23 protein-coding genes are annotated in these 24,706 nt (G+C 68.5%); 8 read left to right on the top strand and 15 right to left on the bottom strand.

Annotated features, from left to right (window positions below):
* Positions 1–3: 3 nt before the first annotated feature.
* From AC1RRV_RS10735 to AC1RRV_RS10715, 5 genes are all read right to left on the bottom strand, one after another.
* Complete coding sequence (locus AC1RRV_RS10735; protein WP_492859611.1) at positions 4–249, bottom strand: hypothetical protein; 246 nt, start codon at positions 247–249, stop codon at positions 4–6.
* Complete coding sequence (locus AC1RRV_RS10730) at positions 246–1,472, bottom strand: PQQ-dependent sugar dehydrogenase (protein WP_492859610.1); 1,227 nt, start codon at positions 1,470–1,472, stop codon at positions 246–248. Before AC1RRV_RS10730 ends, AC1RRV_RS10735 begins: the two co-directional genes overlap by 4 nt.
* Before the next feature lie 227 nt (positions 1,473–1,699).
* The gene (locus AC1RRV_RS10725; protein WP_492859609.1) at positions 1,700–2,770 is read right to left on the bottom strand and encodes an oxidoreductase; all 1,071 of its coding nucleotides are present in this window, start codon (positions 2,768–2,770) and stop codon (positions 1,700–1,702) included.
* 70 nt (positions 2,771–2,840) lie between these two features.
* Entirely contained in the window at positions 2,841–4,136 is a 1,296-nt protein-coding gene (locus AC1RRV_RS10720; protein ID WP_492859608.1) for an MFS transporter, read from the bottom strand.
* A 119-nt stretch (positions 4,137–4,255) separates the two neighbouring features.
* Positions 4,256–5,077 carry a 2-keto-4-pentenoate hydratase gene (locus tag AC1RRV_RS10715; protein WP_492859607.1) on the bottom strand — a complete coding sequence of 274 codons (822 nt, stop codon included), beginning with the start codon at positions 5,075–5,077 and terminating at the stop codon, positions 4,256–4,258.
* Between the two features lie 355 nt (positions 5,078–5,432).
* Here AC1RRV_RS10715 and AC1RRV_RS10710 point away from each other — a divergent pair, with 355 nt between their 5' ends.
* Positions 5,433–7,451: a hybrid sensor histidine kinase/response regulator gene (locus AC1RRV_RS10710; protein WP_492859606.1), complete on the top strand. Its 2,019-nt coding sequence runs from the start codon at positions 5,433–5,435 to the stop codon at positions 7,449–7,451.
* A gap of 52 nt (positions 7,452–7,503) precedes the next feature.
* Positions 7,504–7,872, top strand: coding sequence for a BlaI/MecI/CopY family transcriptional regulator (locus AC1RRV_RS10705; protein ID WP_492859605.1), 369 nt, complete (start codon positions 7,504–7,506; stop codon positions 7,870–7,872).
* Positions 7,873–7,884: 12 nt separating this feature from the next.
* Here the strand turns inward: AC1RRV_RS10705 and otsA are convergent, their stop codons facing one another.
* The 4 genes from otsA to AC1RRV_RS10685 form a co-directional block, all read right to left on the bottom strand.
* Complete coding sequence (otsA, locus tag AC1RRV_RS10700) at positions 7,885–9,372, bottom strand: alpha,alpha-trehalose-phosphate synthase (UDP-forming) (protein ID WP_492859604.1); 1,488 nt, start codon at positions 9,370–9,372, stop codon at positions 7,885–7,887.
* Entirely contained in the window at positions 9,369–10,163 is a 795-nt protein-coding gene (gene otsB, locus AC1RRV_RS10695; protein WP_492859603.1) for a trehalose-phosphatase, read from the bottom strand. Before otsB ends, otsA begins: the two co-directional genes overlap by 4 nt.
* 118 nt (positions 10,164–10,281) lie before the next feature.
* A complete protein-coding gene (locus AC1RRV_RS10690; protein WP_492859602.1) occupies positions 10,282–13,293 on the bottom strand; it encodes a TonB-dependent receptor in 3,012 nt (1,003 codons plus the stop codon).
* A 108-nt stretch (positions 13,294–13,401) separates the two neighbouring features.
* Positions 13,402–15,210, bottom strand: coding sequence for a glycoside hydrolase family 15 protein (locus tag AC1RRV_RS10685; RefSeq protein WP_492859601.1), 1,809 nt, complete (start codon positions 15,208–15,210; stop codon positions 13,402–13,404).
* A gap of 205 nt (positions 15,211–15,415) precedes the next feature.
* On the opposite strand from AC1RRV_RS10685, the gene AC1RRV_RS10680 reads away from it, so the two are divergent.
* Genes AC1RRV_RS10680 through AC1RRV_RS10670 form a run of 3 tightly spaced genes read left to right on the top strand, consistent with a single transcriptional unit; the run spans position 15,416 to position 18,014 of the window.
* Positions 15,416–16,951 (top strand): L,D-transpeptidase family protein, encoded by a 1,536-nt coding sequence (locus tag AC1RRV_RS10680; RefSeq protein WP_492859600.1) that lies wholly within the window; start codon positions 15,416–15,418, stop codon positions 16,949–16,951.
* A gap of 57 nt (positions 16,952–17,008) precedes the next feature.
* Complete coding sequence (gene mepK / locus AC1RRV_RS10675) at positions 17,009–17,662, top strand: peptidoglycan L,D-endopeptidase MepK (protein ID WP_492859599.1); 654 nt, start codon at positions 17,009–17,011, stop codon at positions 17,660–17,662.
* Between the two features lie 16 nt (positions 17,663–17,678).
* Positions 17,679–18,014 (top strand): hypothetical protein, encoded by a 336-nt coding sequence (locus AC1RRV_RS10670; protein ID WP_492859598.1) that lies wholly within the window; start codon positions 17,679–17,681, stop codon positions 18,012–18,014.
* A gap of 1 nt (position 18,015) precedes the next feature.
* On the opposite strand, the gene AC1RRV_RS10665 is transcribed toward AC1RRV_RS10670, so the two are convergent.
* Entirely contained in the window at positions 18,016–18,597 is a 582-nt protein-coding gene (locus AC1RRV_RS10665) for a hypothetical protein (protein WP_492859597.1), read from the bottom strand.
* Between the two features lie 194 nt (positions 18,598–18,791).
* On the opposite strand from AC1RRV_RS10665, the gene AC1RRV_RS10660 reads away from it, so the two are divergent.
* Positions 18,792–19,238 carry a GFA family protein gene (locus AC1RRV_RS10660; protein WP_492859596.1) on the top strand — a complete coding sequence of 149 codons (447 nt, stop codon included), beginning with the start codon at positions 18,792–18,794 and terminating at the stop codon, positions 19,236–19,238.
* Positions 19,239–19,288: 50 nt separating this feature from the next.
* Here the strand turns inward: AC1RRV_RS10660 and AC1RRV_RS10655 are convergent, their stop codons facing one another.
* The 4 genes from AC1RRV_RS10655 to xth form a co-directional block, all read right to left on the bottom strand.
* Complete coding sequence (locus AC1RRV_RS10655) at positions 19,289–19,447, bottom strand: hypothetical protein (RefSeq protein WP_492859595.1); 159 nt, start codon at positions 19,445–19,447, stop codon at positions 19,289–19,291.
* Between the two features lie 76 nt (positions 19,448–19,523).
* Positions 19,524–20,564 (bottom strand): substrate-binding domain-containing protein, encoded by a 1,041-nt coding sequence (locus AC1RRV_RS10650; RefSeq protein ID WP_492859594.1) that lies wholly within the window; start codon positions 20,562–20,564, stop codon positions 19,524–19,526.
* Between the two features lie 118 nt (positions 20,565–20,682).
* Positions 20,683–21,030 carry an arsenate reductase family protein gene (locus AC1RRV_RS10645; protein ID WP_492859593.1) on the bottom strand — a complete coding sequence of 116 codons (348 nt, stop codon included), beginning with the start codon at positions 21,028–21,030 and terminating at the stop codon, positions 20,683–20,685.
* A 62-nt stretch (positions 21,031–21,092) separates the two neighbouring features.
* Positions 21,093–21,866 (bottom strand): exodeoxyribonuclease III, encoded by a 774-nt coding sequence (gene xth / locus AC1RRV_RS10640; RefSeq protein ID WP_492859592.1) that lies wholly within the window; start codon positions 21,864–21,866, stop codon positions 21,093–21,095.
* A gap of 168 nt (positions 21,867–22,034) precedes the next feature.
* Between xth and AC1RRV_RS10635 the strand changes: the two genes are divergently transcribed.
* A complete protein-coding gene (locus AC1RRV_RS10635) occupies positions 22,035–23,513 on the top strand; it encodes an esterase-like activity of phytase family protein (RefSeq protein WP_492859591.1) in 1,479 nt (492 codons plus the stop codon).
* Positions 23,514–23,543: 30 nt separating this feature from the next.
* Here AC1RRV_RS10635 and AC1RRV_RS10630 read toward each other — a convergent pair whose 3' ends face one another.
* On the bottom strand, positions 23,544–24,008 hold the full coding sequence (locus AC1RRV_RS10630; RefSeq protein WP_492859590.1) for a PaaI family thioesterase: 465 nt from the start codon (positions 24,006–24,008) through the stop codon (positions 23,544–23,546).
* Positions 24,009–24,105: 97 nt separating this feature from the next.
* On the opposite strand from AC1RRV_RS10630, the gene AC1RRV_RS10625 reads away from it, so the two are divergent.
* Positions 24,106–24,702: a TetR/AcrR family transcriptional regulator gene (locus AC1RRV_RS10625; protein WP_492859589.1), complete on the top strand. Its 597-nt coding sequence runs from the start codon at positions 24,106–24,108 to the stop codon at positions 24,700–24,702.
* Positions 24,703–24,706 lie beyond the last annotated feature (4 nt).

Raw genomic sequence — 24,706 nt, 5'->3', positions numbered from 1 at the left:
GCTTCAGGGCCTAGTCGGCGCCTCAACCTCCGAAAAGGCCAGGACGCTCTCCGGCAGGCGGAGACCCTGGACCTGGATAGCCGAGGCGGCGGTGTTCAGCTCGTCCAGCTCCGCCGGCGGCGAGAACCGGGTCTCGTTCTTGCGGGCGTCGCCGTCGGCGAAGCGGGTGTTGGCGTCGATAGCGCCATTGAGGAAGCCGACGCCTAGCTGGCGCCCGGAGACCCCTGGGACGAGCCCTGTCGGCCTCACCCCTTCGGCGTGACCTTGATCAGCTTGCCGTCGTCTTCGTCGGTCAGGACGTAGATCGCCCCGTCTGGGCCCACGACGACGTCGCGCACGCGGCCGCCGATGTCGGTGAACAGGCGCTCCTCGCCGGTGACCTTGCCGTCTTTCAGGACCAGGCGGTCGACGTGCTGTTCCTTCATCGAGCCGATCAGCAGGCTGCCCTTCAGGGACGGGAACAGGTTGGCCTCATAGAAGGCCATGCCCGAGGGCGCGATGACGGGGTCCCAGTAATAGACCGGCTGTTCCAGGCCGTCCTTCTGGGTGATCCCGTCGCCGACCGGCTTGCCGGAATATTCCTCGCCATAGGTGATGGTGGCCCAGCCGTAGTTCTTGCCGGCCTCCGGATGGTTCAGCTCGTCGCCGCCCTTGGGGCCATGCTCGATGGTCCACAGCTTGCCGCTGGGATCGAGCGTGGCGGCCTGGATGTTGCGGTGGCCCAGCGACCAGATCTCGGGCTTGGCGCCGGCGGTCTTCACGAACGGGTTGTCGGACGGGATCGAGCCGTCGGCGTTGATGCGGATCACCTTGCCCTGGGTGGCGTCCAGATTCTGGGCCAGGGCGCGGCCCGGCAGGATCGAGCGTTCGCCGGTGGTGATGAAGAGCTTGCCGTCCTTGGCGAAGACCAGGCGGCCGCCGAAGTGCAGGGCGCTGTCCATCTTGGGCGCCTGGCGCCAGATGACCTGGACGTTTTCCAGCTTCGGAGCGGCCCCGGTGGTGAGCTTGCCGCGCGCCACGGACGTGCCGTTCACGCCGCCATCGGCTTCGGAATAGGCCCAGTAGACCAGGCCGTTCGTGGCGTAGTTCGGATCCAGCGCCACGCCCAGCAGACCGCCCTGGCCCTCGGCGTAGACGGGGGGCAGGCCGGCGACGGCGGGCGACAGCTTGCCGTCCCTGCCGAAGAGGCGCAGGCGGCCGGCGCGCTCGCTCAGCAGGATCTCGCCCGAGGGCAGAAAGGCCATGGCCCACGGGTGATCGAGGCCGCTGGTCAGGGTCGTATACTGACCGGCGGTGTTGGAGCTGAGGCCCGGCGCGCGCGTCTGGCCCGCGAAGGCCGGCTTCTGGTCCGGCGCGTTGGCGACACGGCTCTCGACCGGGGCGCCGGTCTGGCCAGGCTGGGCGGGAGCGGGACCACAGGCGGCGAGGGCGGCGGCGAGGGCGGCGGAGGCGGTAAGCAGGGAAGCGCGCATGGGCGCGACCTTAGGCTGGTTTTCGGGGGGAGGGCTACCGGTCCGGTTCAATGTTTTGCGAAGTCGGACAGCCAAAATTACCGCGTCATCCGGCCGCAGCGAAGCGGAGAGCCGGGACCCAGGGGCCGCCGAACCGCGCTTGGCCCCTGGGTCCCGGATAGCCTCTGCGAGGCTTCCGGGATGACGCGGAGTCTTGATCAACGGGCAAGCCGGAAACCTTGGCGCGGCTAGACCTGCACCTCCCGCCGCTCATCAGAAGCTTTTTGCGCCAGCTCTAGAAGTTCCATCACCCGCAGCGCCTGTTCGACCGGCACGGGCGAGGGGGCGCCGGTTCGGATCGCTTCGCGCACCCCGGCGTAGAAGGCGCGATAGTCGGCCGGTTCGGGCGAGACGTCGGCGTGGACCTGGGCGTCGTCGACGACCGTGGTCAGCACGCCATGGCGGCTGTCGCGGCCGTAGCCGGGCGCGCCGGGGACCATGCCGGCCTTCAGCTGGGCTTCCTGCGGATCCAGGCCGTGCTTGAGGAAGCTGCCGCCGGTCCCGTGCACGGCCAGGCGCAGGTCGGAAGCGGCGGTCAGCAGGCTGCCGTGCAGAATGACCCGCAAGATGGGATAGCGCAGGGTGACGTGGAAATAGTCGTCGGCTCCAGCCTGTCCCGCCGGGCCGGGGCGCTGGACGCCGATATCGGCGGCGATGGCCAGGGGCTCGCCGAACAGGACCAGGGCCTGGTCCAGCAGATGGGGGCCAAGGTCCATCCAGGCGCCGGCGCCGGGTCCGGCCCGCTCGCGCCAGCGGTCGCGGACCACCGGGCGAAAGCGATCGAAGTGGCTCTCGTACTGAACGACTTCGCCCAGCGATCCGCTGGCGATCAGGCGCTTGAGGGTCAGGAAGTCGCTGTCCCAGCGGCGGTTGTGGAAGACGGCCAGCAGCTTGCCGGCGGCCTGGGCGGCGTCGGCCATGGTGCGGGCCTCGGCGGCGTCGACGGCGAAGGGCTTGTCGACTACGACGTGCTTGCCGGCCGCCAGGGCGGCGATCGCCTGGGGCGCGTGCAGGGCGTTGGGCGTGGCGATGACCACCAGGTCGATCGCCGGATCAGCCAGGGTCTCGGCGAGGTCGGCCACGACTTGGACGTCGGGGAAGTCGGTCTTCACCTTGGCCGGATCGCTGGAGACCACCGTGCGCAGGGCCAGGCCGGGTGTCGCGGCGATCAGCGGGGCGTGGAAGGTCTTGCCGACATAGCCGTAGCCGCTCAACGCGACTTGAAGGGGCGCGACATTCAGGTCTTGGGCGGAGGTCATGGTCGCGTTCTAGCGAAAAGGGCCGGGGATTGCTCCCCGGCCCTTGCCGTTTTCAGCTGCGTCGATCGGCTTAGATCGTCACCGGCTCCATCTTGGGCGTCAGCAGGTGGACGACCAGCAGAGCGACCAGATAGGCGCTGCCCGCGACGATGAAGATCGGCGTGTAGGTGCCGATCTGCTCCAGGACGTTGCCGATGTACTTGGAGAACACCATGCCCCCGAAGGCGCCCAGCATGCCGCCGATGCCGACGACCGAGCCGACCGCGCCGCGCGGGAACACGTCCGACGGCAGGGTGTAAAGGTTGGCCGAGAAGCCCTGGTGAGCGGCGGTGGCGATGCCGATGATCAGGACGGCCAGCCACAGGCTGTCGACATTGGCCGCGAACATGACCGGGACGGCCAGTAGGGCGCAGATCAGCATGGTGACCTTGCGGGCCTTGTTGATCGTCCAGCCCATCTTCATGAAGTTGGACGACAGCCAGCCGCCGCCGACGCTGCCGACGTCCGACAGCAGGTAGATGGCGATCAGCGGCGGGCCGAAGGACTTCAGGTCCAGGCCGTAGCGCTTGCCCAGGAAGTCGGGCAGCCAGAACAGGAACATCCACCAGATCGGATCGATCAGGAACTTGCCCAGGGCGAAGGCCCAGGTTTCCTTCTTGGTCAGCAGCTTGGTCCAGCCGATCTTCTCGACGGGGTCGGCGGGATCCTGCTCGATGTGGGCCAGTTCGGCGGCGCTGACGCGCTTCTGTTCACGCGGGCGGCGATAGACCAGCAGCCAGATCGGCAGCCAGACCAGGCCGGCGACGCCGGTGACGATGAAGGCCATCTGCCAGCCCCAGGCCAGCACGATGCCCGGAACGACCAGAGGCGTCACGATCGCGCCGATATTGGTCCCGGCGTTGAAGATGCCGGTGGCGAAGGCGCGTTCCTTCTTGGGGAACCACTCGGCCACGGCCTTGATGCCGCCGGGGAAACCGCCGGCCTCGCCGACGCCAAGGCCCATGCGGGCCACGGCGAAACCGGTGAAGCCGCGCGCCGCGGCGTGGGCGATGTGGGCGATTTGCCAGATGGCGAACGCGATGCCGAAGCCCCAGCGGGCCCCGATCTTGTCCATGATCTTGCCCCAGACGAGGTAGGCCACGGCGTAGGCGAGTTGGAAATAGAAGACGAGATCAGCGTAGTGCTTCTCGTTCCAGCCGAACTCTTGCGAGAGATCGGCCTTCAGCAGACCAATGGTCTGCCGGTCGACGTAGTTGATGACCATCGCCGCGAACAGCAGCGAGACGATCACCCACCGATACCGCCCGATCTTCTCGGACGGGGCGGGCGCCTGCGAAACGTCCATGGACACGCCTTCCTTCCCCACGGGCTCGCGCCGCTTCGGATTTCTATCCGAATGAGGCCGCGAGCCACCATCAACCAATGTTTAGAGCATGACGCCCGGCGCTGCCGGTATGCAATTTCGGGCGTCGCGCTCGCGGTTCGTTATTTCGCCGGTACGGCGACGCAGTCCACCGTTCCGTACAGGCCGAAATCGATGTGAGCCACGTCGCCGGCGGCCACGTCGTGAATGCCCGTGGTCGCGCCGGTGGTGACGATCATGCCCTTCTTCAGCGGCCGGCCGCGCGCGGCGACGGTTCCGAGCAGGAAGGCCAGGGCGGCCAGCGGAGAGCCCGGGATCGTCGCGGCGGTGGCCGTGCCGACCGACTTGCCGTTAATGATGGTCTCGACCGGCATATCCTCCCAGGCGATGTCGCGCCAGTTGGAAATGGCCTGACCAATGATCTGACCATCGTTGTTGCCGAAGTCCGAGCACACCACGGTGGGGCCCAGGGCGTTGATGGTGGCCAGCGGGCTGCCGGCGATCTCGACGCCGACCAGCAGTTCGCCGACATATTCAGCGGCTTCCTCGGCGGTCCACTCGGTCTTGTCGGCCGGAGCGTCCTTGCCCAGGCGGACAATGAACTCGGCCTCGACGGCGCAGAAGCCGCCCGCGATGGCGCGGAAGGTGTTCGGCTCGCCGGTCGAGGCGTCCTGGACCTTGGACTTGAAGATGCAGCCGGCCAGGCGCTCGGCGCCCAGGCGTTCGCGATGTTGCGGCGGCACCAGGCCGACCTTCCAGCCGACCAGCTCGTCGGGCCACAGGTCGATGGCGATGTCTTGGACGGAATAGCCCTCGGCCATGCTCGAGGGAATCACGCCGCCCGGATAGCCGGGGACGGAAACGCCTTCTTGACGAGCCTTGACGAATTGGGGGGCGATGGCCGCGGGGGTGAAAACCTCGCTGTCGGCCTCAGAAACGGTCACGCCGTAGATCCTCCCTCGAATTCGGCACAGGTCCCGCTTGGCGGGTGTTGCCACGTCTCTAGTGGAAACCGGTGTCATTGACAATGATCCGTAAAGGCCCGCGACGCCCTCGGGGAGCACGAAAGTTCTTGCCAGGGTTGCGCCTGGCTTTACTGTTCAATTGCCGGGGGCAAGACCTTACTCAAGCCTGCCTCTAGGGATAACAGTACAGAACCGTTTTCACTGACCGGTGCTATGCCGGAAGTCGCGCTCCACAAGGTTCAACTCAGTGGTGTATCCAAAAGACCGACTTCTTGAATACCTTGAACGGCGGAATCGCCATCTGCTTGAGATTTGCCGTGCGCAATCGAGGCTTGTGGCGGCCGATTTCGATCTCGACGAATTCATGCAGATGTCCGTCGACCTGCTGCGCGGGATTTTCGGGGCCGGCGGGGTGGTCGTGGAGTTGGTGGACGGCGATGAGATGGTCTACGTGGCCGTCGACGCTGACAACGCGCGCTATCACGGCCTTCGGCTTTCCAAGCACACCTCGCTGTCCGGACAGACGGCGCGCGAGGGCCAGTTGCTGTACTGCGCCGACGCCGAGATCGATCCGCGCGTCGACCGCGCGGCCTGCGCGGCGGTGGGCATCCGCTCGATGGTCTGCGCGCCCCTGTTCCAGGATGGCGAGACGGTCGGAGTGCTCAAGGCCTTCGACGCCGCGCCCAACGCCTTCGACCGCGACGACATCGAGGCGGTGGCCCTGGTCGCCGAGACCGTCGGCGCGGCCCTGGCCAAACAGCTGGCGCACCGCGAGCGCGAGGGGCTGCTGATCGAGCTGGCCATGGCCCGCGACGAGGCCGAGGCCGAGGCGCGGCGCGCGCGCATGGCCGAAGCCATGGGCGGTCTGGGCCACTGGCGCTACGAGTTCGGGACGGGCCGCGTCGACTGGTCCGACGAGATGTACGACCTGCACGCCATTCCGCGCGGTGGGGCGATCGACGCCGAAACGGTCATGGGCCTGGTCCATCCCGACGACCGCGCGCGGGTCGACGAGCTGCTGCGCGAGACGCGGCCCTACGAGGACGGGCGGCCCTTCGTGAGCTTCCGCCTGAGGCGTCCCGATGGCGTCGAGCGTCACATGGAGGCCCTGACCGCCACTGAACTGGACGCGGCCGGGGCGCTGGTGGCGATCATGGGCGTGGTGCGCGACGTCACCGACCGCCACGAGCGCGAGCTGGAACTGGCCCAGGCCCGCCGCGAGGCCGAGGCGGCGGCGCGCACGAAGTCGGCCTTCCTGGCCAATATGACCCACGAGCTGCGCACGCCCCTGACCGCCGTGCTGGGCTTCTCGCGCCTGATGGACCGGCGCGCCGACCTTCCCGAGGACAGCCGGGTGATGGTCCGCCGGATCATGAACGCCGGCGAGGCGCTGCTGCACACGATCAATGACCTGCTGGACTTCTCCAAGCTGGAGGACGGCAGCGTCGAGATCCGGCCGCGCCCGATCTCGATCACGACCTGCGTCCGCGAGGCCGTGGAGCTTCTGGCGCCCCAAGCCGAGGCCAAGCGCCTGACGCTTGAGCTGATCGTCGATCCCGCGACGCCGCCCCTGGTGCTGGCCGACCCCGGGCGGGTTCGGCAGCTGGTCCTGAACCTGACCGGCAATGCGGTGAAGTTCACCAAGGCCGGCGCGATCCGGGTCGATCTCGGACCGTCGGACGATGGCGCGTCCATGATCTGCGCGGTGACCGACACTGGGTCGGGTATCTCGGGCGAGGGCGTCGAGCGATTGTTCGTCCGCTTCTCGCAGGTGAAGGGCGGCGGCCAGGACGGCAGCGGCGGCACCGGCCTGGGTCTGGCGATCTGCAAGGGCCTGGTCGACGCCATGGGCGGCAGGATCGGGGTCGAGAGTACGCCGGGCCAGGGCTCGCGCTTCTGGTTCTCGCTGCCGCTGCTGCCCGTGGAGGCGACCGAGACGGTCGAGGCCGACAATCCGCCGCCCAGCATCAGCGGGCGCAGAGTGCTGGTGGCCGACGACAACGCCGCCAATCGCCTCCTGCTGCGCACCATTCTTCAGGCCTTGGGCGCCGAGGTGGCCGAGGCGCGTGACGGTGGCGAGGCGGTGGATCTGGCCGGGCGGAGCGAGTTCGACCTGATCCTGATGGACCTGCGCATGCCGGGGCTGGACGGCGCCAGCGCCGCCCGTCGCATCCACGCCGCGGCAGGCGAGCGCCTGACACCGATCCTGGCCTTCTCGGCCGATCACCACACCGAGCTGGACGAGACCCTGTTCCGGGGCGCGGCGCCCAAACCGATCGAGCCGGAGACGCTGTTGGCGGCGATGGCGGAGGCTATGAACGGTAAGGCGAAGCCGTTCGTTGCTTCCGCTTGACACACGTAATAGCGGGTATAGCGTCCCCCGTTGAATTACGGATGTAAGCGTCATGCACATCACCGCCGCCGAAGCCCACGTCATGGAAGCGCTCTGGCGCCGCCAACCGCTGTCGGCCGATGATCTGGTCGCGGAGGTCGGCGGCGCGCAGAACTGGGGCGAGGCCACCGTCAAGACGCTGATCAATCGCCTGCTGAAGAAGAAGGCGATCAAGTCCGAGCGCGCCGAGGGCAAGCACGGCTATCGGCCGCTGATCGACCGCAGCGTCTATGTCCATTCCGAAAGCCAGGGTCTTCTCGACCGCCTGTTCGAAGGGCAACTGGCCCCGCTGATCAGCCACTTCGCCCAGCACCGCCCGCTGAAGGCCGACGAGGTGGAGCGGCTGAAGAAGCTGATCGACGAGATGGGCGAGCAGCGCTGAGGGGCTAGCGCCCTAGGCCCGCATCGCCTTCGCCTCGGCTCCCTGGGTCCGTAGCGCCTTGGCCGTCACGTCCAGCGACCGCACGGGCGGCTTCTTCTTCTCCACGTCCTCATCCGCCTTGGGCCGCGCTCGCAGCGCCGCCACGAAGTCGTCGCGCCAGGCGGTGACATCCTCGCGATTGACGTTGTCGAACAAGGCCTCCCAGCGCCGCTTGCGCTCGTCGACATCCATCGACAGGGCGCGTTCGAGGGCGTCGGAGATTTCCTCGGGGCTGTTGGGATTGATGATCAGGGCGTCCTTCATCTGGCGGGCCGCGCCGGCGAAGCGGGACAGGATCAGCACGCCGGGATCGTCGGGATCCTGAGCGGCGACATATTCCTTGGCCACCAGGTTCATGCCGTCGCGCAGCGGCGTCACCAGCGCCGCCTTGCTGGCCCGGTAGACGCCCGCCAGCTCATCGCGCCGATAGGAGCGGTTCACGTAGCGGATCGGGGTGAAGTCCATCTCGGCATAGGCGCCGTTGATTCGGCCGATCAGTCCGTCCAGCCGCGCGCGCAGGTCCTGATAGGCCTCGACCTCGTCGCGCGACAGCGGCGCGATCTGCAACAGCATCACCTCGCGAACCTGGTCCGGGTGGTCGTGCAGGAAGCGCTCGAAGCCGATCAGGCGCTCTTCCAGGCCCTTGGAATAGTCCAGCCGGTCGACGCCCACGATCATCTTGCGGAAGACGCTGTGGGCCATCATCCGATCATAGACCTTCATGGCCGTCTCGCCCTTGAGGATCTCGGCGAAGTCCTTGGCGTCGACCCCGATCGGGAAGGCCGAGGCGTGCAGCTTGCGGCCGAACGCCTGCAACTCGCCGCGCGCGTTCTTCGAGCCGTGCACCTCGGAGAACACATAGCCCTCGAAGGCGTGCAGCGACTCCTCGGTCTGGAAGCCGATCAGGTCGTAGTGGAACAAGGCCTCCACCAGCTCGCGGTGACGGGGCAGGGTGGTCACTAGCTGGTGGGCCGGCCAGGGGATGTGCAGGAAGAAGCCGATCCGGTTGGTCACGCCCATCCGCCGCAGCTCGCGGGCCAGCGGGATCAGGTGATAGTCGTGGACCCAGATGATGTCGTCGGGCTCGATCAGCGGGCGCAGGGTCTCGGCGAAGCGCTTGTTGACCCGGTCGTAGCCCTCACCGAACGAGCGGTCATAGGCGGTCAGGTCGACGCGATAGTGGAACAGCGGCCACAGCGTCTTGTTGGCGTAGCCGTTGTAGTACTCCTGGTAGTCGGTCTCCTCGAGATCGACGGTGGCGGTCGTCACGCCCTCGATCCGCTGCATGTTCAGCTGACCGGTGAATTCGGGAATGGTCTTGCCGCTCCAGCCGAACCAGATGCCGGAATATTCGCGCAATGCCGCGGCCAAGGCCATGGCCAGGCCCCCGACGCTGCCTTCACCGCCCTCCGCCGGGTTCGGCGGATTGACGCGGTTGGAGACGACGATCAGCCGGCTCATGCGGTCACTCCAAAGGCCCGAACGGGCGCGCTGAGGCTCTCCAGCCAGCGATAGACGGCGCGGGTGTCGGCCAGGCGGTAGCGGGCCTGGGTCGGGCGGACCTCGCCGACCAGAACGCCGAAGCCGCCCAGGCGCTCGGCGGCGGCGAAACCATCCTCGTCGGTCAGGTCGTCGCCGACGAACACCGGCGTCGCGCCCACGAAGGGGACCTCGCGCAGGAAGGCGGTCACCGCCGCGCCCTTGTCGGCGCCGGGCGTGCGCAGTTCGGCCACCATGTCGCCCAGCTGCAGCACCAGGCCGGTGGCCTGGGAGAGGCGCTCGGCGGCCTCGATCACCGCGTCGGCGCAGCCGGGGGCGGCGCGATAGTGAAGGGCGACGCTGAGGCCCTTGTCCTCGAACAGCAGGCCGCGTTCGCAATGGGCCAGCTCGCCCAGGATCCGGCGGGCGTCATCCAGGCCCGGGTGAGGTTCGCGCGCGACCATGACGCCGTCGGCGCCGCGACGCACCAGGCCGTGGACGGCGGCGATGGCCGGCTGTTCGCCGCCCAGGATGTTGTCGAGGTCGGACAGGGCGCGACCGCTGACCACGGCGACGCGGTCCTCGAACGCCGTCCGCAGGCGGGTGAGCAGGTGTGCGCGGCGGGGATCCGGCCCCACGTCGTCGGGACGCGGCATGATCGGCGCCAGGGTGCCGTCGAGATCCAGAAACAGCGCGTAGCCGCGCGTCAGATCGAACGGCGGGGGCGGCAGGTCGACAGACTCCGCCCGCGAGACCGGCTGAGCCGCGGTCATGGCTAGAACCCCCTCATCGGTAAGCAACATGCGCCAAGAACGCCGAGCGGCCGTGTTCGATCCCGTCAAGCACTGAAGCTCACGGGAATGTGCCCCGATGAGGGAGGCCGGAAAATCGCTAGAACAGCAGCTTCCGGACGTTGAATTGCAGCACCCGTCCGCGCGGATCCAGGTAGTCGGGCTGGTAGGTGACGGGCGTCACGCCGGTCGCGTCGCGGATCGTCTGCTGCTGGTCGAACAGATTGTTGACCGACAGGGTCAGACGCGTGCCGCGCAGGATCGGGTGCTTCTGGACCAGCTCGCGCCGCACGCCGAGGTCGGCGAACAGGCGCAGATTGACGGTCGCCAGGCTCGAGAAGTCGAGATCCGTGGACGCGCCGCCGATCCCGGCGTTGACGTGAGTCCCGCTCTTCCAGTTGGCCGTCAGGCGCGCGCCCAGGCCATAGCGGGTGAGGCCCGCCTGGGCCTCGACCTCGTGCCGGGACTGGCCGCCGCCCGAGCCCAGGACATCGCCGTCCAGCAGGTCCAGGGCCGGGATGTTGCCGGCGATGGTCACGCGCTCGGTCAGGTGGATCGTGTGGTAGAGCGACAGCTGCAGGCGCGTGGCGCGCGGATTGCCGCCGCCGCCGCCCCGACCGCCGAAGCCGCCGCCTCCGGGACCGCGATTGCCGCCGCCGCCCCCACCGGCGAAGCGTTGGCCATCGCCTCGGTTACCGCCTTCCACGCCGATCGCGGGACGCGGATCCTCGCCGGTCGGCGCGGTCTGGGTCTGAGGCGTGGCGGTGTCGCCGTCGCTGCGTGGCGTCGGGCGCTCGGTCTCGCCTTCGCCCGGCGCGCGGCGCAGCAGCTCCATGCCGGGGGGAGCGGTTTGACCGCTCGCCGCCGATTGACCGCCGCCTTGGGCCGTCCGGCCGCCGCCCGGAGCGCCGCCGCCTGGTCCCCCGCCTGGTCCGGCACCTTGGCCGCGCCGCTGGAAGCCTCCCGGCGGCGGCGGCGGCGTGCCGATCTGGCGCGAGAAGTTCAGGCCCCAGCGGACCTGTTCGCTTTCGCGCTTGGCGAAATTGACCGGCCGGCTGTCGATGCGGGTGAGATTGCCGTCGGCGTCGCGGGTGAACCGGTCGGGGAAGGCGGCCTCGACCGCCGCCGTGGCGGCCGGGAAGCCGGCGACCGGGTTGTCGACGCGGCTGCGCGTATAGTTGGCGGTCAGCGACAGGCCCTGGATCTTCTCCGGCCTGAAGGTTCCGCCCAGCCGCAGGACGTTACGCTCCTCGGCCTTCAGGTTCGGATTGCCGCCGCTGATCCGGGTGACGTCGACGCTGACACCGCGCACATAGTCGAAGACCTGGGCATTCGGGGTCGTCACCAGCGGGTTGCCCAGCTGCGCGATGCTGGGGGCGTTCTCCTGGCGGGTCATCGAGACGATGAAGCTGACCGGCTTGACCGGCGACCAGTTCAGGCCGCCGCCGATCGTGGTCAGGGTCCCGAAGTCCGACACCTGACGGGCGGCGAGGTTCAGATTGGCCGACAGGTCGCCGACCCCGGCCCGCACGTTCCTGCGCCGGCTGGTCAGCGGCAGGTCGAAGCTGACCTGGGCGCTGGCGTCGCTGCGCGACAGGTCGCTGTTGCTCTGGACGCCGGCGCGCAGGGACTTGGCCTCCAGCTTTGTGCCGCTGGCGCCCAGCTTCAGGGTGCTGGACAGGTCGCCGGCCTTGAACTTGGCCAGGGCCCCGTTGGCGACGAACTGCAGGTCGGCCGTGTCGCTGGTCGAGCGGGCCCGGTCGGTGTTCAGGGGCAGGGAGCCGCTCAGGGGCGCGAACGGGTTGAGGCTGGGATCGCGCGCGGTCAGGCGCGCCTGGACGCCGGTGATGTCGACGCCGCGATCCGTCTCGGTCTTGTTGATGGCGTGGTCGTAGTTGCCGGTCAGGGACAGGCGCAGGTCTTCGGTGTCGCGGTTCAGGGTGAAACCGGCGTGGCCCGACAGGTTGCGCGAGGTCTGGCCCAGCGGGGCCAGCTCGCCGAGATAGCGATACAGCGCCACGTCACGGCTGAACGGCGAGAAGGCGTCGCCGGTCGGGATCACCAGGCGCGCCCGGGCGGGGCCCTGCAGGGAATTGCTCTCGGACGCCTGGCCGCTCAGGTTCAGCGTCGCCGAGACATTGTCCCAGATGTAGCGGTTGGTGACGCTGTTGATCTGGATCTGCCGGTTCCTGGGCTGCAGGGTCCGGGTGTCGGAGAGGTCGCTGAGGTTGGCCTTGTTGGCGGTCGGCAGGAAGGCCGCGAGGGTAGGGGCGGTGGTCGCCGCCGAGCCGGGGACGCCGGCCACCGTCACGGGCGCGCCGGCCAGGGCGCTGAACGCCGGGTCGATCTCGCCGCTGGTCGCCGAGGCGACGTTGCCGACCAGGTCGTAGAAGCCGCTCTGGCCTCGGCTGATCAGGCCCTCGCGGTCGCTCTCCAGCAGGGCGTCGGTGTTCTGCAGCCGGATCGAGGTGTTGGTGCGGCCCTGGCGGTTCAGGCGCAGCTGGCTGTAGTTGGCCTGTTCGGTCATCTGGCCGCCGGCCATCGAGCCGCCGATCGTGCCCTCGGCGGTCCCGGCGCGGAAGCGCTGGCGCAGCACGATGTTCACGACCTTCTGGTCGGCGGAGTAGCCGTACTTCAGGGCGACTTCCTCGGGCAGGACTTCGACCCGCTGGATGGCCTCGGTCGGGATGTCGCGGATCTCGCCCTGGCCGGAGATGCGCCGGCCGTTCAGCAGGATCACCGGATCGCCGCCCCCGCCGCTGGTGGTCTGGGGCGTGAGTTCGGTCAGCAGGTCGGTGATCGAGCTGACGCCGAACGAGCGGACGTCGGCGGCGCTGAAGGTCTCCTCGGGCGGGATGTCGCCCAGCACCGCGCCGAACGGCTTGCCGCTGGCGGTGATGGTGACGGCCTCGACCTCGGTGTCGAGGTCTTCGGGCGTCACGGGCCTCGGTGTCGCTTGAGGCGCGTTGGCGCGTTGCGGCGCGCGCACGGGCGCCGCCGGAGCCTGGGCGGCCGGAACGGTCGGGGAGGCGGCGGGCTTGGCGTCCTGCGCCTGGGCCGCGCCGGACGCGACGCATCCGAGAAAACCCACCAAGGCCAGTTTGCGGCTCACGGCGCGCTCCTTCGATTGTCGAATCCAAATGTCAGAGTTTTGCACGTGCCCGTCGTGTGTGACCTCCAGATTTCAGAGTTTTCCGAAATCGTAATATAAATCCCAGGTCTACCGTACCGATGTCCACGGCCGGCTCAGAAGAACCGCGCAGTTGATCAGGCCCACCAGCGAATAGGTCTGTGGGTAGTTGCCCCAAAGCTCGCCGTCCGCGAAGCCGATGTCCTCGGACAACAGGCCAGCGCCGGTGCGCCGCGAGAGCATGTCCTCGAACAGCTCGCGGGCCTCGTCGGAGCGGCCCGAGAGGTGCAGGGCCTCGATCAGCCAGAAGGTGCAGATGTTGAACGCCGTCTGGGGCGAGCCGAAGTCGTCGGGAATGGCGTAGCGCAGCAGATAGGCGCCGCGCCGCAAACCGTCCTCGATCGCCTGCAGGGTCGCGACGTTGCGCGGGTCGTCGGCGGCATGGAAGCGCAGGTCGACCAGCTGCAGCAGGCTGGCGTCCAGGGTGTCGCCCTCGAAGGTCGCCGAGAAGCGGCCCAGCTCCTCGTTCCAGGCGCGGCTCTCGATCGTCTTGCGCATCTGGGCGGCGCGTCCGTTCCAGAAGGCGGCCTTGTCCGTAAGGCCCAGCTTCTCGGCGGCGTTGCCCAGACGGTCGCAGGCCGCCCAGCACATGGCCGAGGAATAGGTGTGGACGTTGGCCCGGCCGCGAAACTCCCACAGGCTGGCGTCCGGCTGGTCGTGCAGCTTGAAGGCCCGCTCACCGACCGGTTCCAGCGCTTCGAAGTCCTCGACCGTGGCCGGGCGCAGCAGGCGCTCGTCGAAGAAGGCCTGGACGGTCGACAGGATGATCTGGCCGTAGACGTCGTGCTGCAGGTGCTCGAACGCCTGGTTGCCCACCCGCACCGGCCCCATGCCGCGATAGCCGGGCAGGTCGGGGGCGAAGCGCTCGGTCAGCATCTCCTCGAAGCCGACCCCGAACAGCGGCTGGATATGGCCGCCCGCCGCCCGGTCGACGATGTTGCGCAGATAGCCGAGATAGTTCTCCAGGATGTCGACCGCGCCCAGCCGGTTGAGGGCCTGGACCACGTAATAGGCGTCGCGCAGCCAGCAGTAGCGGTAGTCCCAATTGCGGCCGCTGTCGGCGTGTTCGGGGATCGAGGTGGTCAGGGCCGCGACGATGGCGCCCGTCTCCTCGTGCATGCACAGCTTCAGGGTGATGGCCGCGCGGATCACCGCCGTCTGCCACTCCAGCGGGATGGCCAGGCTGCGGACCCACTGCTTCCAGTAGTTCTCGGTCTCGCGCAGCATCCGCTCGCAGGTCGGGCCCACGGGCGCGTCGAAGCCTTCGTCGGGACCCAGATACATGGCGATCGGCTGCTCCAGCCGGAACGTGCGCTCCTCCAGGATGTGCGAGACCGGCGCGTCGGTGGTCAGGCGCAGGGTTGTGTCCGAGCAGAGGTAGCGGATGTGGTTCGAGCCCGAGGTGTGCTCGGCGATCCGGGAGCCCCAGCCGGCGGTGGGCTTCAGGCGCAGGGTGACCCGCGCCACGCCGACGATCGGCCGGATCAGGCGGATGAAGGCGGTCGGTCGGAACGTGCGGCCGTGCTGCACATAGCGCGGGGCGAAGTCGAGGATCTCGATCCGGGCGCCGTCCTCGTCGGCGATCTCGGTGCGCAGGATGGGGGTGTTGCGCAGATAGCCCTGACGGACCTCGGCGCGGCGGTCGACCCGCACGTCCCACAGCCCCTTGGCCGCGTCGCCGTCGGGGTCGGCATTGTCCAGCAGAGCGCTGAAGACCGGGTCGGAATCGACGCGGGGCGCGCAGCCCCAGATGAAACGGCCGCACGTGTCGATCAGGGCGCTGACGGCGCAGTTGCCGATCGGGAAGAGGTCGAGCGTCTTGTTCAAGGCTTTGTCCATCGCGATCGCCCCGCTAAAAGCCCCGATCCCCAATCTGCATGAAACCAACGGTGTGGCTTGCGGGTTCCTGTCTTTGAGAAACCAGCGTCGGATTTGGGGCAGGCGCTCGCCTTTTGCGGTACTCGCCGTTGACGGCGGCTGCCCAGAGCGGCCATCTGGAAAACCTTAACGCGCCCTGGCCGCGCGAGTGTGTGGGCTGTCGACGGTGATGCGAGTTTCGAGATCCTGCGGCGTCCTGGCGGCGGCCTTGAGCCTTCTGTCGCTGACCTCCACCCAGGCCCAGTCGCAGCGTCCAGCCCTGGCCGGCGCTCGCCCGGTGCAGGCGGGGCCGCAAGTGGTTCCGCTGGTTCCGGCGCGTCCGCTGCCCTATCAGCCCGACCTTTCAGCCATCCAGCTGCGCGCCGACCAGGTCGAGCTGCTGCGCCGGGTGCTGGGCGACGCCCACACCCACGGCTTCGAGATCGGGGCTTTCGCGCCCGATCAGGCGATCGACCTCTACCAGTCCCGCGATCCGGCCGCGCGAGCTCTGGGCCAGACCCAGCTGGTCGGCCTGACGCTGGCCTATGCCCGCGCCGTCCGTACGGGTCGGCTGCCCAGCAGCGCCTTCATGACCGAGTGGGGCCTGCGCCCGGTCGCCTATGACCCGACGGCGGACTTCGTCGCCGCCCTGCAGCAGGACCGCCTGGCCGAATGGCTGGACGGCCTGCCGCCGCCCTATACCGGCTACCAGACCCTGCGGATCGGGCTGGCGACCTATCGCGACCTCGCCGCCGGGGGCGGATGGCAGCCCCTGGTCGCGGGTCCGGACATGAAACAGGGCGCGACCGGCGCCCGGGTCGTGGCCCTGGAAGCGCGTCTGGCCGCCGAGGACGCGACCATCGCCGTCGACGCCGCGCCGATCTTCGACGCGGCCCTGACCCAGGCGGTGCAGCGGGCCCAGAAGCGCTTCGGGCTCAATCCGAACGGCATCGTCGACAAGCGCACGCTAGAGGCGCTGAACGTGCCCGTCGAGCGGCGCATCGATCAGATCACGGCCAATATGGAGCGCTGGCGCTGGCTGCCCCAGACCCTGCCGGCCGAGCGGATCCAGGTGAACGTGGCCGCCGCCATCCTGTCGGTGTTCCATCGCGACACCCCGACCTTGACCATGCGCGCGGTCACGGGCCGTCCCGGCGACGAGACGCCGATGCTGCAGTCGGCCATCCACAGCATCGTGCTGAACCCGCCCTGGAACGTGCCGTCCTCGATCGCCGCCAAGGAGTTGTGGCCCAAGGAGAAGGCGCGTCCCGGCTATCTGCGCCGCAACGACTTCATCGTCATCCCGACCGGCGACGGTGGCTCACGCCTGCAGCAGAAGGCCGGCCCCCTCGCGGCGCTGGGCAAGGTGAAGTTCGACTTCGCCAATCCGTACGGCGTTTATCTGCACGACACGCCCAGCCGCTCGAAGTTCGACAGTTTCAGCCGGCTGGCCAGCCACGGCTGCGTGCGCCTGCAGAAGCCGATCGAGCTGGCCAAGGCGTTGATGGACGAAGACCCGACCTGGACGCCGGAAAAGATCGACCAGACCCTGGCGTCCGGCGACACCGTCCGGGCCAAGCTGCCGCAGCAGATCGCGGTCTTCCTGCTGTACTGGACGGCCTATGTGACGCCGGACGGACAGGTGAATTTCCGCGATGATCCCTATGGCTGGGATCGCGAACTGGTGCAGCGGATCGCCGCACTACCCCCTGGCTCAGCTTGATTTCCTGAGGCTCATGGGTTTCCTTCGCCCCCTAGTGTCGGGGTGTAAGGCGTATTCATGCATCGACGTAAGCTGCTCCAGTGGGGGCTGGGGGCTTTTGGGGCCGGACTTCTGCCGCTCGCGGCGCGGGCCGATGACGACATCATCGGCGCGATCCTGGAAGGAAGACCCATTCCGCAGGCTCCGCCGCCTATGGTCGTCAAGCCGGTCGCGCCGGTTTCGACCGCGCCCGCCGTCACGCCTGTCGGCGCGGTGGTCGAGCCGCGCTGGGTCAAGCTGCGCAACATCCATACCGACGAAAAGCTGGAAGCCGTCTATTGGGAAAAGGGCGAGTACGTGCCCGACGCCGTCGCGGCCCTGAACAAGGTGCTGCGCGACTACCGTAACGACGAAGTCCATCCGATGGACACCCGGCTCTACGACATGCTGGGCCAGATCCAGGCGCGGACCGGCAGCAAGGAAGCCTTCCAGGTCATCTCCGGCTATCGCTCGCCGGCGACCAACAGGCTGCTGGCCGAACGCAGCGGCGAAGTGGCAAAGCGCAGCTTGCACATGGACGGCAAGGCCATGGATATCTATCTGGAGGACGTCGCTCTCGAGCACGTCCGGGCCGCCGCCCGGGATCTGGGGCGCGGCGGCGTGGGTTACTATCCCACGAGCAAGTTCGTGCACGTCGACGTCGGCCCTGTCCGGCAGTGGAAGGGCACCTAGCCGGGAAGAGGATCAGATGAGCGAGCGTCGCGGCAATCCGTTCGGTTGGATCCTTCTGGGCTTCATCGTCGGGGTGCTCGCCACGTTCGGGACGATCCTGTTTTTCAGCGCGGGCGACGACGGCGGCTACGAAGACGGTCCCGCCGAGGTGCGCACCGCCGCCGATGACGCCCTGGCCGACGCCATGGGCTCGAACGCCAAGCCCAAACAGCGCAAGGTCGAGGCCTCCACACCTGTCGCTGACACGCCTCCGCCGGCCACACCGCGTGAGCGTCCTCCCGCCCAGCCGCTGGACCCGCAAATGGCCGATGACGCCGCCGCCGCCGGCATGACCTCGCGCGCTCGGCCCTAGGCTACCAGCGCTCGGCGCGCGGCTCGAGATCCTCCTGCGGCGGTGGATAGTGGCGTTCGTAGCGATCACGCTCACGCGCCTCCTCCCAGCGCCGACGGTCGCGCATCTCCTGCTCCCAGGCCGCCCGTTCCTCGCGCGCGAAGCGCTCATCGTCCGCATGCTGGCGTCGAGCCTGCTCCAGCTGGTCGCGCCGCCAAGCTTCGCGCTCCCACCGATCGTCTAGCGGCTGGGCTGGCGGCGAGGGGCCTTCCGCTTCATCCGCCTGGGCGATCTGAGCCGGCGCGGAGCGAGGCCGGGATGGGGGCGGCGGCGATCGTACAGGCGGCTCGCCAGCGAACAGCGCCTCACGCCCCTTGGCCATGGCGAGCGCGGCTTCCGACAAGCCCACGTCCAGCGGACCGCGCGCTATGGCGGCCGCCTTAGGCGGTTCGACGAGCCGGATGCGTAGCCCGCCGTCGCCTGCCTTTTCGAGAGGCGGCTCCGGGCTGACGAGCGCCGGCCAGACGACCATCACCAGAGCGGCTGTGACCACCCCCGCCGCGGCGATGCTTGCCGCGACTATCTTGTTCCTAGGCAGGTCCACTTGGGCGCTCCGCACAGAGTAGAGGTCCCTCGATGGGTATGGGAACGGCGGGGCGGGGCGCCAGTTCCGCCCGTCCTGACGCTGTTCGATCCTCCCCATCGCGACAACCCGTCTCACCTCGTACTCTCCGCCTGCTGACACCAGGCTGGCGGCAGGGGAGGCGCAGTTTCCTTGGAGATCCAAGGAGATGCGCGTTGCCAATCATCAAGGGTGGGCCGGCCAACAGCGGGACGATCAAGGGGAGTTGCTGCTGCGGCGGCGTCCGCTTCGAGCTGTTCGAGCCGCCGGCCCTGATGGGGACCTGCCACTGCTCGCGCTGCCGCAAGGCCGGCTCCAGCACCTATGTCTATGTCCGGGCCGAGGCGTTCCACTGGCTGGCGGGCAGGGACCTGCTGGTCCGCTACCAGCCCAAGCCCCCGATGAAGTTCAACCGCGCCTTCTGCAAGCGCTGCGGCACCTCGCTGGGTGATCCCGACGCCGGGCGAGTCCTGGCCATCGCCGCCAACTGCCTGGACGACGATCCGGGCCTGAAGATGGATTTCCACGAATACGCGCCGGACAAGCCGTCCTGGTACGAGATCTGTGACGACGCCAAGCCGTACGGGCTCAAGCCTCGTGAGGGCGAGGCCGAGCCGGAATAGGAAGGGGCGGGCTGGCGATCGCCCCGTTTGTCTTCAGTTCGGCGCGACCGCTAGGCCGCCTCGTCCTCGGGTACGACCAGATGGGCGATCGTCCGCCGCGACAGGCGGATGAGGCCGTCGATCTGGTCTTCCAGCGCCTCTAGCCGTTCAGCCTGCCGGACCACCAGCGCCTCGAGGTCACGCAGTCTTTCCTCGACCTTGTCGGCCATAGCCGTCTCCATTCCAGCCGGCGGCCATGGAGCGCCGGCTGGAAAAGAAGGTCAAGTGTGCGTTCGCACCCTTGGCTTAGCTCTTGGGCGCCGGCATCGGGGCCAGGCTGGTCGCCTTCTGCTTCATCTGGACGTGCTGCGCGGGGGGCAGCGGGATCAGGCCGCGGCCTTGCAGGTAGCCGCCGCGACCGGTGGCGGCGTCCGAGACGAACTCGGCGACGAATTCCTTCAGGCCCGGCGTGACGCCGACCTGGGACTTCTTCACGTAGATGTAGAGCGAGCGCGACAGCGGATACTGGCCGCTGGCGATGGCCGCCGGGGTCGGCTTCACGCCGTTGACCGCCGCGCCCTTGATGCGCGAGGCGTTCTCTTCCAGGAACGAGAAGCCGAACACGCCCACGGCGTTCGGGGTCTTCTCGATGGTGCCGACGATGGCGTTGTCGTTCTCGCCGGCGTCGACCCAGCCGCCGTCGGTGCGCATCGGCGAGACGGTGGCCTTGAACTTCTTCTCGTCGGCGGCCTTCATCTTGGCCAGGGTCGGCAGCTTGGCGGCGCCGCCTTCCATGGCCAGCTCGATGAAGGCGTCACGGGTGCCCGAGGTGGGCGGCGGGCCGTAGGCCAGGATGCGGGCCTTGGGCAGGCCCTGGCCGACTTCGTTCCAGTTCTTGTAGGGCTGCTTGACCAACTGGCCGCCGCGCAGGCTCTGGTCGGCCAGGCCCAGGTACAGCTGCTCGAGCTTGAAGTTGAAGTCCGGGCCCTTCTTGTCGGTCGCCACGACGATGCCGTCGAAGCCGATCTTGATCTCGACGATGTCCTTCACCCCGGCCTTCTGGCAGGCCAGGAACTCGGACTTCTTCATCGGGCGCGAGGCGTTGGCGACGTCGGGGTACTTCTCACCCGTGCCGCCGCAGAACATCTTGATGCCGCCGCCCGTGCCCAGGCTTTCCACCTTGGGCGACTTCTTGCCGGACTTCTTCGAGAAGTTCTCGGCGACGCGGGTGGAGAAGGGGAACACGGTCGAGGAGCCGGCGGCCCAGACATAGTCGCGGGCCGCGTAGGCGTTGTCGGCGACGGCGAGCAGGGCGACGGTGGCGACCGCGCCGATGAGCTTGTTCATGTCGTCAAAATCCTGTGTCGTCCGGTGACCTGGGGGAGCATGCCGGACCGATGACCGGGCTTTTGTCACAGTTCGACGACAGTTTTACGACAGCGTCCGTGGGCGGACGAAAGCGGCCCTAGGCGACCGCCAGCGCCTTCTCGACCGGGCGCGCGAGGACCACGCCCTTGGGACCGTCGACGATGGGGCGGTTGACCAGGATCGGGTGCTCGATCATCGCCGCCAGGATAGTCTCGTTGGACACGTCCGGCGCCAATAGGCCCAGTTCGCTGGCCGGCGTGCCGTTTTCCCGTAGCAGACCCCTCAGGTCGGTGTCGGAGCGGTGGACCAGATCCAGCAGCTGCTCGCGGGTCCAGCCGGTCTTCAGATACTCGACCACCGTCGGATTCAGGCCCGCGTCCTTCAGCATGCCCACGACCTTGGTCGAGGTGCTGCATTTGGGGTTGTGGTAGACGGTGACGGTCATCGGAGACTCCTTCGGCAAGGCGGTATGGCGTGATTCAGTCGTCCGCCAAGGTCAACCGTCGCCTAGTCCCTGAGCTCCACCCACACCGGCGCATGGTCGCTGGGCTTCTCGCGAGCCCGTACGTGCCGGTCGACGCCCGCCGAGACCAGCCGCTTGGCGAGCATTGGGTCCAGCATCAGGTGGTCGATCCTCAGGCCAGCGTCGCGATCGAACCGGCGGCGCAGATAGTCCCAGAAGGTATAGATCCGCTCGTCCGGGTGCAGGGTGCGCAGGGCGTCGGTCCAGCCCTGGTGGACCAGGTAGCGATAGGCGGTCCGCACCTCGGACCGGAACAGGGCGTCGTCACGCAAGCGGTCGGGCGCATAGACGTCCAGATCGGTGGGAATGATGTTGTAGTCGCCCGCCAGGATGACCGGCCGTTCCTCCGCCAGGAGGTCCTCGGCGTGCAGCAGGAAGCGCGCGAGCCACTTCAGCTTGTAGTCGAACTTGGGTCCCGGCGCGGGATTGCCGTTGGGCGCGTAGAGGCAGCCGACGATCAGGTCGCCGACCTCGGCCTCGATGTAGCGGCTGTGCGGGTCGTCCGGATCATTGGGCAGGCCCCGCCGGCGTTCGATCGGCTTGTCGCCTCGCGCCAGGATCGCCACGCCGTTCCAGGCGCTCTGGCCCTGCCAGATCGCGCCGTAGCCGGCCTCGCGGATCGCCGCTTCCGGAAACCGGTCCTGCGGGGCCTTCAGCTCCTGCAGGCAGGCGATGTCGGGCTTGTCCTCGTCCAGCCAGCGCAGCAGAGCGGCGAGACGGCCGTTGACGCCGTTGATGTTGAAGGTGGCGATCCGCATCCCGACGCCAACGGCGCGTTGGGGCGGCCGGTTCCGAAGCCCGCCGCGCGGAGGCGAGGAAGGGCCGTCGCAAAACCTACGCATAGATCGCCTAGATCGGCGCACAGTTCAGGGGGATCGGCCTGGACGCCCGCGCCAGTGGATCGCCACACTTCCAAGGAGCGCCTGATGTCGCGCCGTCGCCTCGCCGGAACCGTCGCCGCCCTCGCATTGGCCCTCGCGGGCGGCGCGTCGGCCCAGTACCTTACCCCCCACTGGGACAAGCGCGCGGGGGACGTGGCGGTGAGCTTCGAAGGCAAGACCTATGTCAACCACGGCCTGGTGGCCGTGGGCTGGCTGCCGGCGGCGACGCGCGACTTCAATGGCGAGAGCCTGGGTTCGTTCTCCAGCATGGCGCTGTCGGGCTGGAAGCGGAACGCGGACGGGTCCTATAGCGGGACCCTGCGCACCCTGCCGGACCGGGGCCCCAACAATGTCGGACCGTTCGCCGGCACCACCGACTACGCCAACCGCGTCCACGAGCACCAGATCACCCTGGTCCCGGGCAAGGGGCTGACCATCACCCCGACCGGCGGCTTTCTGCTGAAGGACCAGGTCGGCCAGCCGTTCACCGGCAAGGATCCGGGCCCGAACGTGATCGAGCGCGGCGGCGCCCGCTATCCGTCGCCGGCCAGCGGCGAGGGCGCGGGGCGGATCAGCCTGGACAGCGAGGCCATCGCCTACCTGCCGGACGGCGGCTTCTACGTCGCCGACGAGTACGCGGCGGGCATCTATCTGTTCGACAAGGCCGGCAAGCTGGCCGGCGTGATCGAGACCGTTCCGGCGATCCGCCCGATCAAGAAAGGCGTGCTGGACTTCGGGGCCGAGAAGGCGCCGACCACCGGCCGCCGCAACAACCAGGGCCTTGAGGCCTTGAGCGTCACGCCGGACGGCAAGCGCCTGATCGCCGTGTTGCAGAGCGCGACGATGCAGGACCAGTCGTCCAACAACGCCACGCGCAGCAACACCCGGGTGCTGGTCTACGACATCGCCAAGACCCGCACGCCGCTGACCCCGATCGGCCACTACGCTCTGCAACTGCCGACGGTGCGCGAGGCGGGCGACGGCCAGCCGGCCGACGCCACGGCGGCCCAGTCCGAGGCCCTGGCGCTCAGCGACACCCGTTTCCTGCTGCTGGCCCGCGATGGCAACGGACGTGGCAAGGCCACCCCGAACGCGCCGGTCTACAAGAGCATCCTGCTGGTCGACCTGGCCGACGCGACCAACCTGGCGGGGACGCCCTACGAGCAGGACGTGACGCCGATCGCCAAGGACGGCGTGCTCAATCCCGACATCAAGCCGGCGGCGCGGACCGAGCTGGTCAATCTGTTGAACCCCGTCCAGCTGGGCGCCCATGGCATGGACCTGGCCGTGTCGCCCTCGACCCGGACCAGCCTGCCCGAGAAGCTCGAGGCCCTGGCCCTGGCGCCGGTCCTGGACAAGGCCGCGCCGCACGACGTCTTCCTGCTGGTGGGCGGCGACAACGATTTCGCCACGGCCACGGGGCGCGTGAACGGCCAGGACTTCGACGCCTCGCTCAAGGGCGAGACCGGCGCGGGCGACAACGACAACCTGATCCTGGTCTACCGCCTGACCTTGCCGAACTAGGGCGCCGCCCCAAGAAAGCGCCTGGCGGTGCTAGTCCATCCGCTCGATCGCCGCCTGTTCCGCGGGCCAGTGATCGAACGGCATCAGGATCTGCTGGGCCGTGGCCTCGGCGATCAGCGCGCCATCGTCCCGCCGGAACTCGGCGCGGGCGGTGATCAGCTGGCGGGTTCGCGCGACCACCCGCGCCTCGATCGCCAGCGAATGGCTTCGACCCACCTTCAAGAAATTCACCTGCAGGTTCACCGTCCGATAGAGGCGATCGTGCGGCACGACCGTCATGGCCGCGAAGGCCAGCACCTGATCGGCCAAGGCGGCCAGATAGCCGCCAAACAGCGAGCCGTCGGCCGTGGCCAGTTCCGGCGTCGGGCGCCAGGTCTTGCGCACCCAACCCTCGCCCCAGTCGTCGATCAGGCCCAGTTTCAAAGTCTCGACGATGGGCGGCGGCGTCGCCGTCCCAGCCTTCAACGCGTCCAGTCTATCGGTCGCCCAACTCATTCCATCCCCCACCCGTTGGCGCGAGTGAAGGCTAGGGGTGAAGCGAGGGCTCTGTTACTCGACTTTCCAAGGTGGCGACGTCCTGAGGAGAGGTCGAATGAGCGTCGTTGAAAACGTGCGGAAAATTCCCCGCCAGCAGCGCGCCCAGGCCTCCGTCGACATCGTCCTGGAGGCGGCGGCTCAGGTTTTGGAGGCGACCGGCGAGTCCGGCTTCAACACCAATGCGGTGGCTGAGCGGGCCGGGGTCAGCATCGGGACGCTCTATCGCTATTTCCCCGACAAGCAATCGATCCTGCGGGCCTTGGCGCTGCGCGAGACCGAAGCCCATCGGGACGCGGTCGTGGCCGCCCTCGAAGACGGAGAGCCTGGCGTGGCGCGCGACCGGGCGATCATCCGCGCCTTCGTTCAGGCCTTCGCCGGTCGCGAGCGGGCCCGGCGGATCGCGGTCTCGGCCCTGCTGGCCCAGGCCGACCACGCGGAGCTGGCGGCGAAGTTCGCGACGGCCGAGACGGGGATCGTCGACGCCCAGGGGCGGTCGTTGAGTCCCGTGCAGGCCTTCGTGCTGAGCCGGGCGGTGCACGGTGCGATGCGCGCGGCGGTGCTGGAGGGCGTCGACTTCCTGCAAAGCCGCGAGTTCGAGGACGAGCTCGTGCGGCTGGGGCGCGCCTATCTCGGCTATCCGACCCGAACCTAGTCCT

The sequence above is a fragment of the Caulobacter sp. GW821-FHT11E10 genome (assembly GCF_058808375.1).
Note: the sequence above shows the minus strand (reverse complement) of the source record. Positions and strands in the feature narration are given on the sequence as shown.

What these genes read in the sequence shown, in the direction of transcription:
- AC1RRV_RS10730 (WP_492859610.1), bottom strand. Translation starts at nt 1,472, where the DNA reads ATGCGCGCTTCCCTGCTTACCGCCTCCGCCGCCCTCGCCGCCGCCCTC.
- AC1RRV_RS10725 (WP_492859609.1), bottom strand. Translation starts at nt 2,770, where the DNA reads ATGACCTCCGCCCAAGACCTGAATGTCGCGCCCCTTCAAGTCGCGTTG.
- AC1RRV_RS10705 (WP_492859605.1), top strand. Translation starts at nt 7,504, where the DNA reads ATGCACATCACCGCCGCCGAAGCCCACGTCATGGAAGCGCTCTGGCGC.
- otsA (WP_492859604.1), bottom strand. Translation starts at nt 9,372, where the DNA reads ATGAGCCGGCTGATCGTCGTCTCCAACCGCGTCAATCCGCCGAACCCG.
- otsB (WP_492859603.1), bottom strand. Translation starts at nt 10,163, where the DNA reads ATGACCGCGGCTCAGCCGGTCTCGCGGGCGGAGTCTGTCGACCTGCCG.
- AC1RRV_RS10685 (WP_492859601.1), bottom strand. Translation starts at nt 15,210, where the DNA reads ATGGACAAAGCCTTGAACAAGACGCTCGACCTCTTCCCGATCGGCAAC.
- mepK (WP_492859599.1), top strand. Translation starts at nt 17,009, where the DNA reads ATGCATCGACGTAAGCTGCTCCAGTGGGGGCTGGGGGCTTTTGGGGCC.
- AC1RRV_RS10670 (WP_492859598.1), top strand. Translation starts at nt 17,679, where the DNA reads ATGAGCGAGCGTCGCGGCAATCCGTTCGGTTGGATCCTTCTGGGCTTC.
- AC1RRV_RS10655 (WP_492859595.1), bottom strand. Translation starts at nt 19,447, where the DNA reads ATGGCCGACAAGGTCGAGGAAAGACTGCGTGACCTCGAGGCGCTGGTG.
- AC1RRV_RS10650 (WP_492859594.1), bottom strand. Translation starts at nt 20,564, where the DNA reads ATGAACAAGCTCATCGGCGCGGTCGCCACCGTCGCCCTGCTCGCCGTC.
- AC1RRV_RS10645 (WP_492859593.1), bottom strand. Translation starts at nt 21,030, where the DNA reads ATGACCGTCACCGTCTACCACAACCCCAAATGCAGCACCTCGACCAAG.
- xth (WP_492859592.1), bottom strand. Translation starts at nt 21,866, where the DNA reads ATGCGGATCGCCACCTTCAACATCAACGGCGTCAACGGCCGTCTCGCC.
- AC1RRV_RS10635 (WP_492859591.1), top strand. Translation starts at nt 22,035, where the DNA reads ATGTCGCGCCGTCGCCTCGCCGGAACCGTCGCCGCCCTCGCATTGGCC.
- AC1RRV_RS10630 (WP_492859590.1), bottom strand. Translation starts at nt 24,008, where the DNA reads ATGAGTTGGGCGACCGATAGACTGGACGCGTTGAAGGCTGGGACGGCG.
- AC1RRV_RS10625 (WP_492859589.1), top strand. Translation starts at nt 24,106, where the DNA reads ATGAGCGTCGTTGAAAACGTGCGGAAAATTCCCCGCCAGCAGCGCGCC.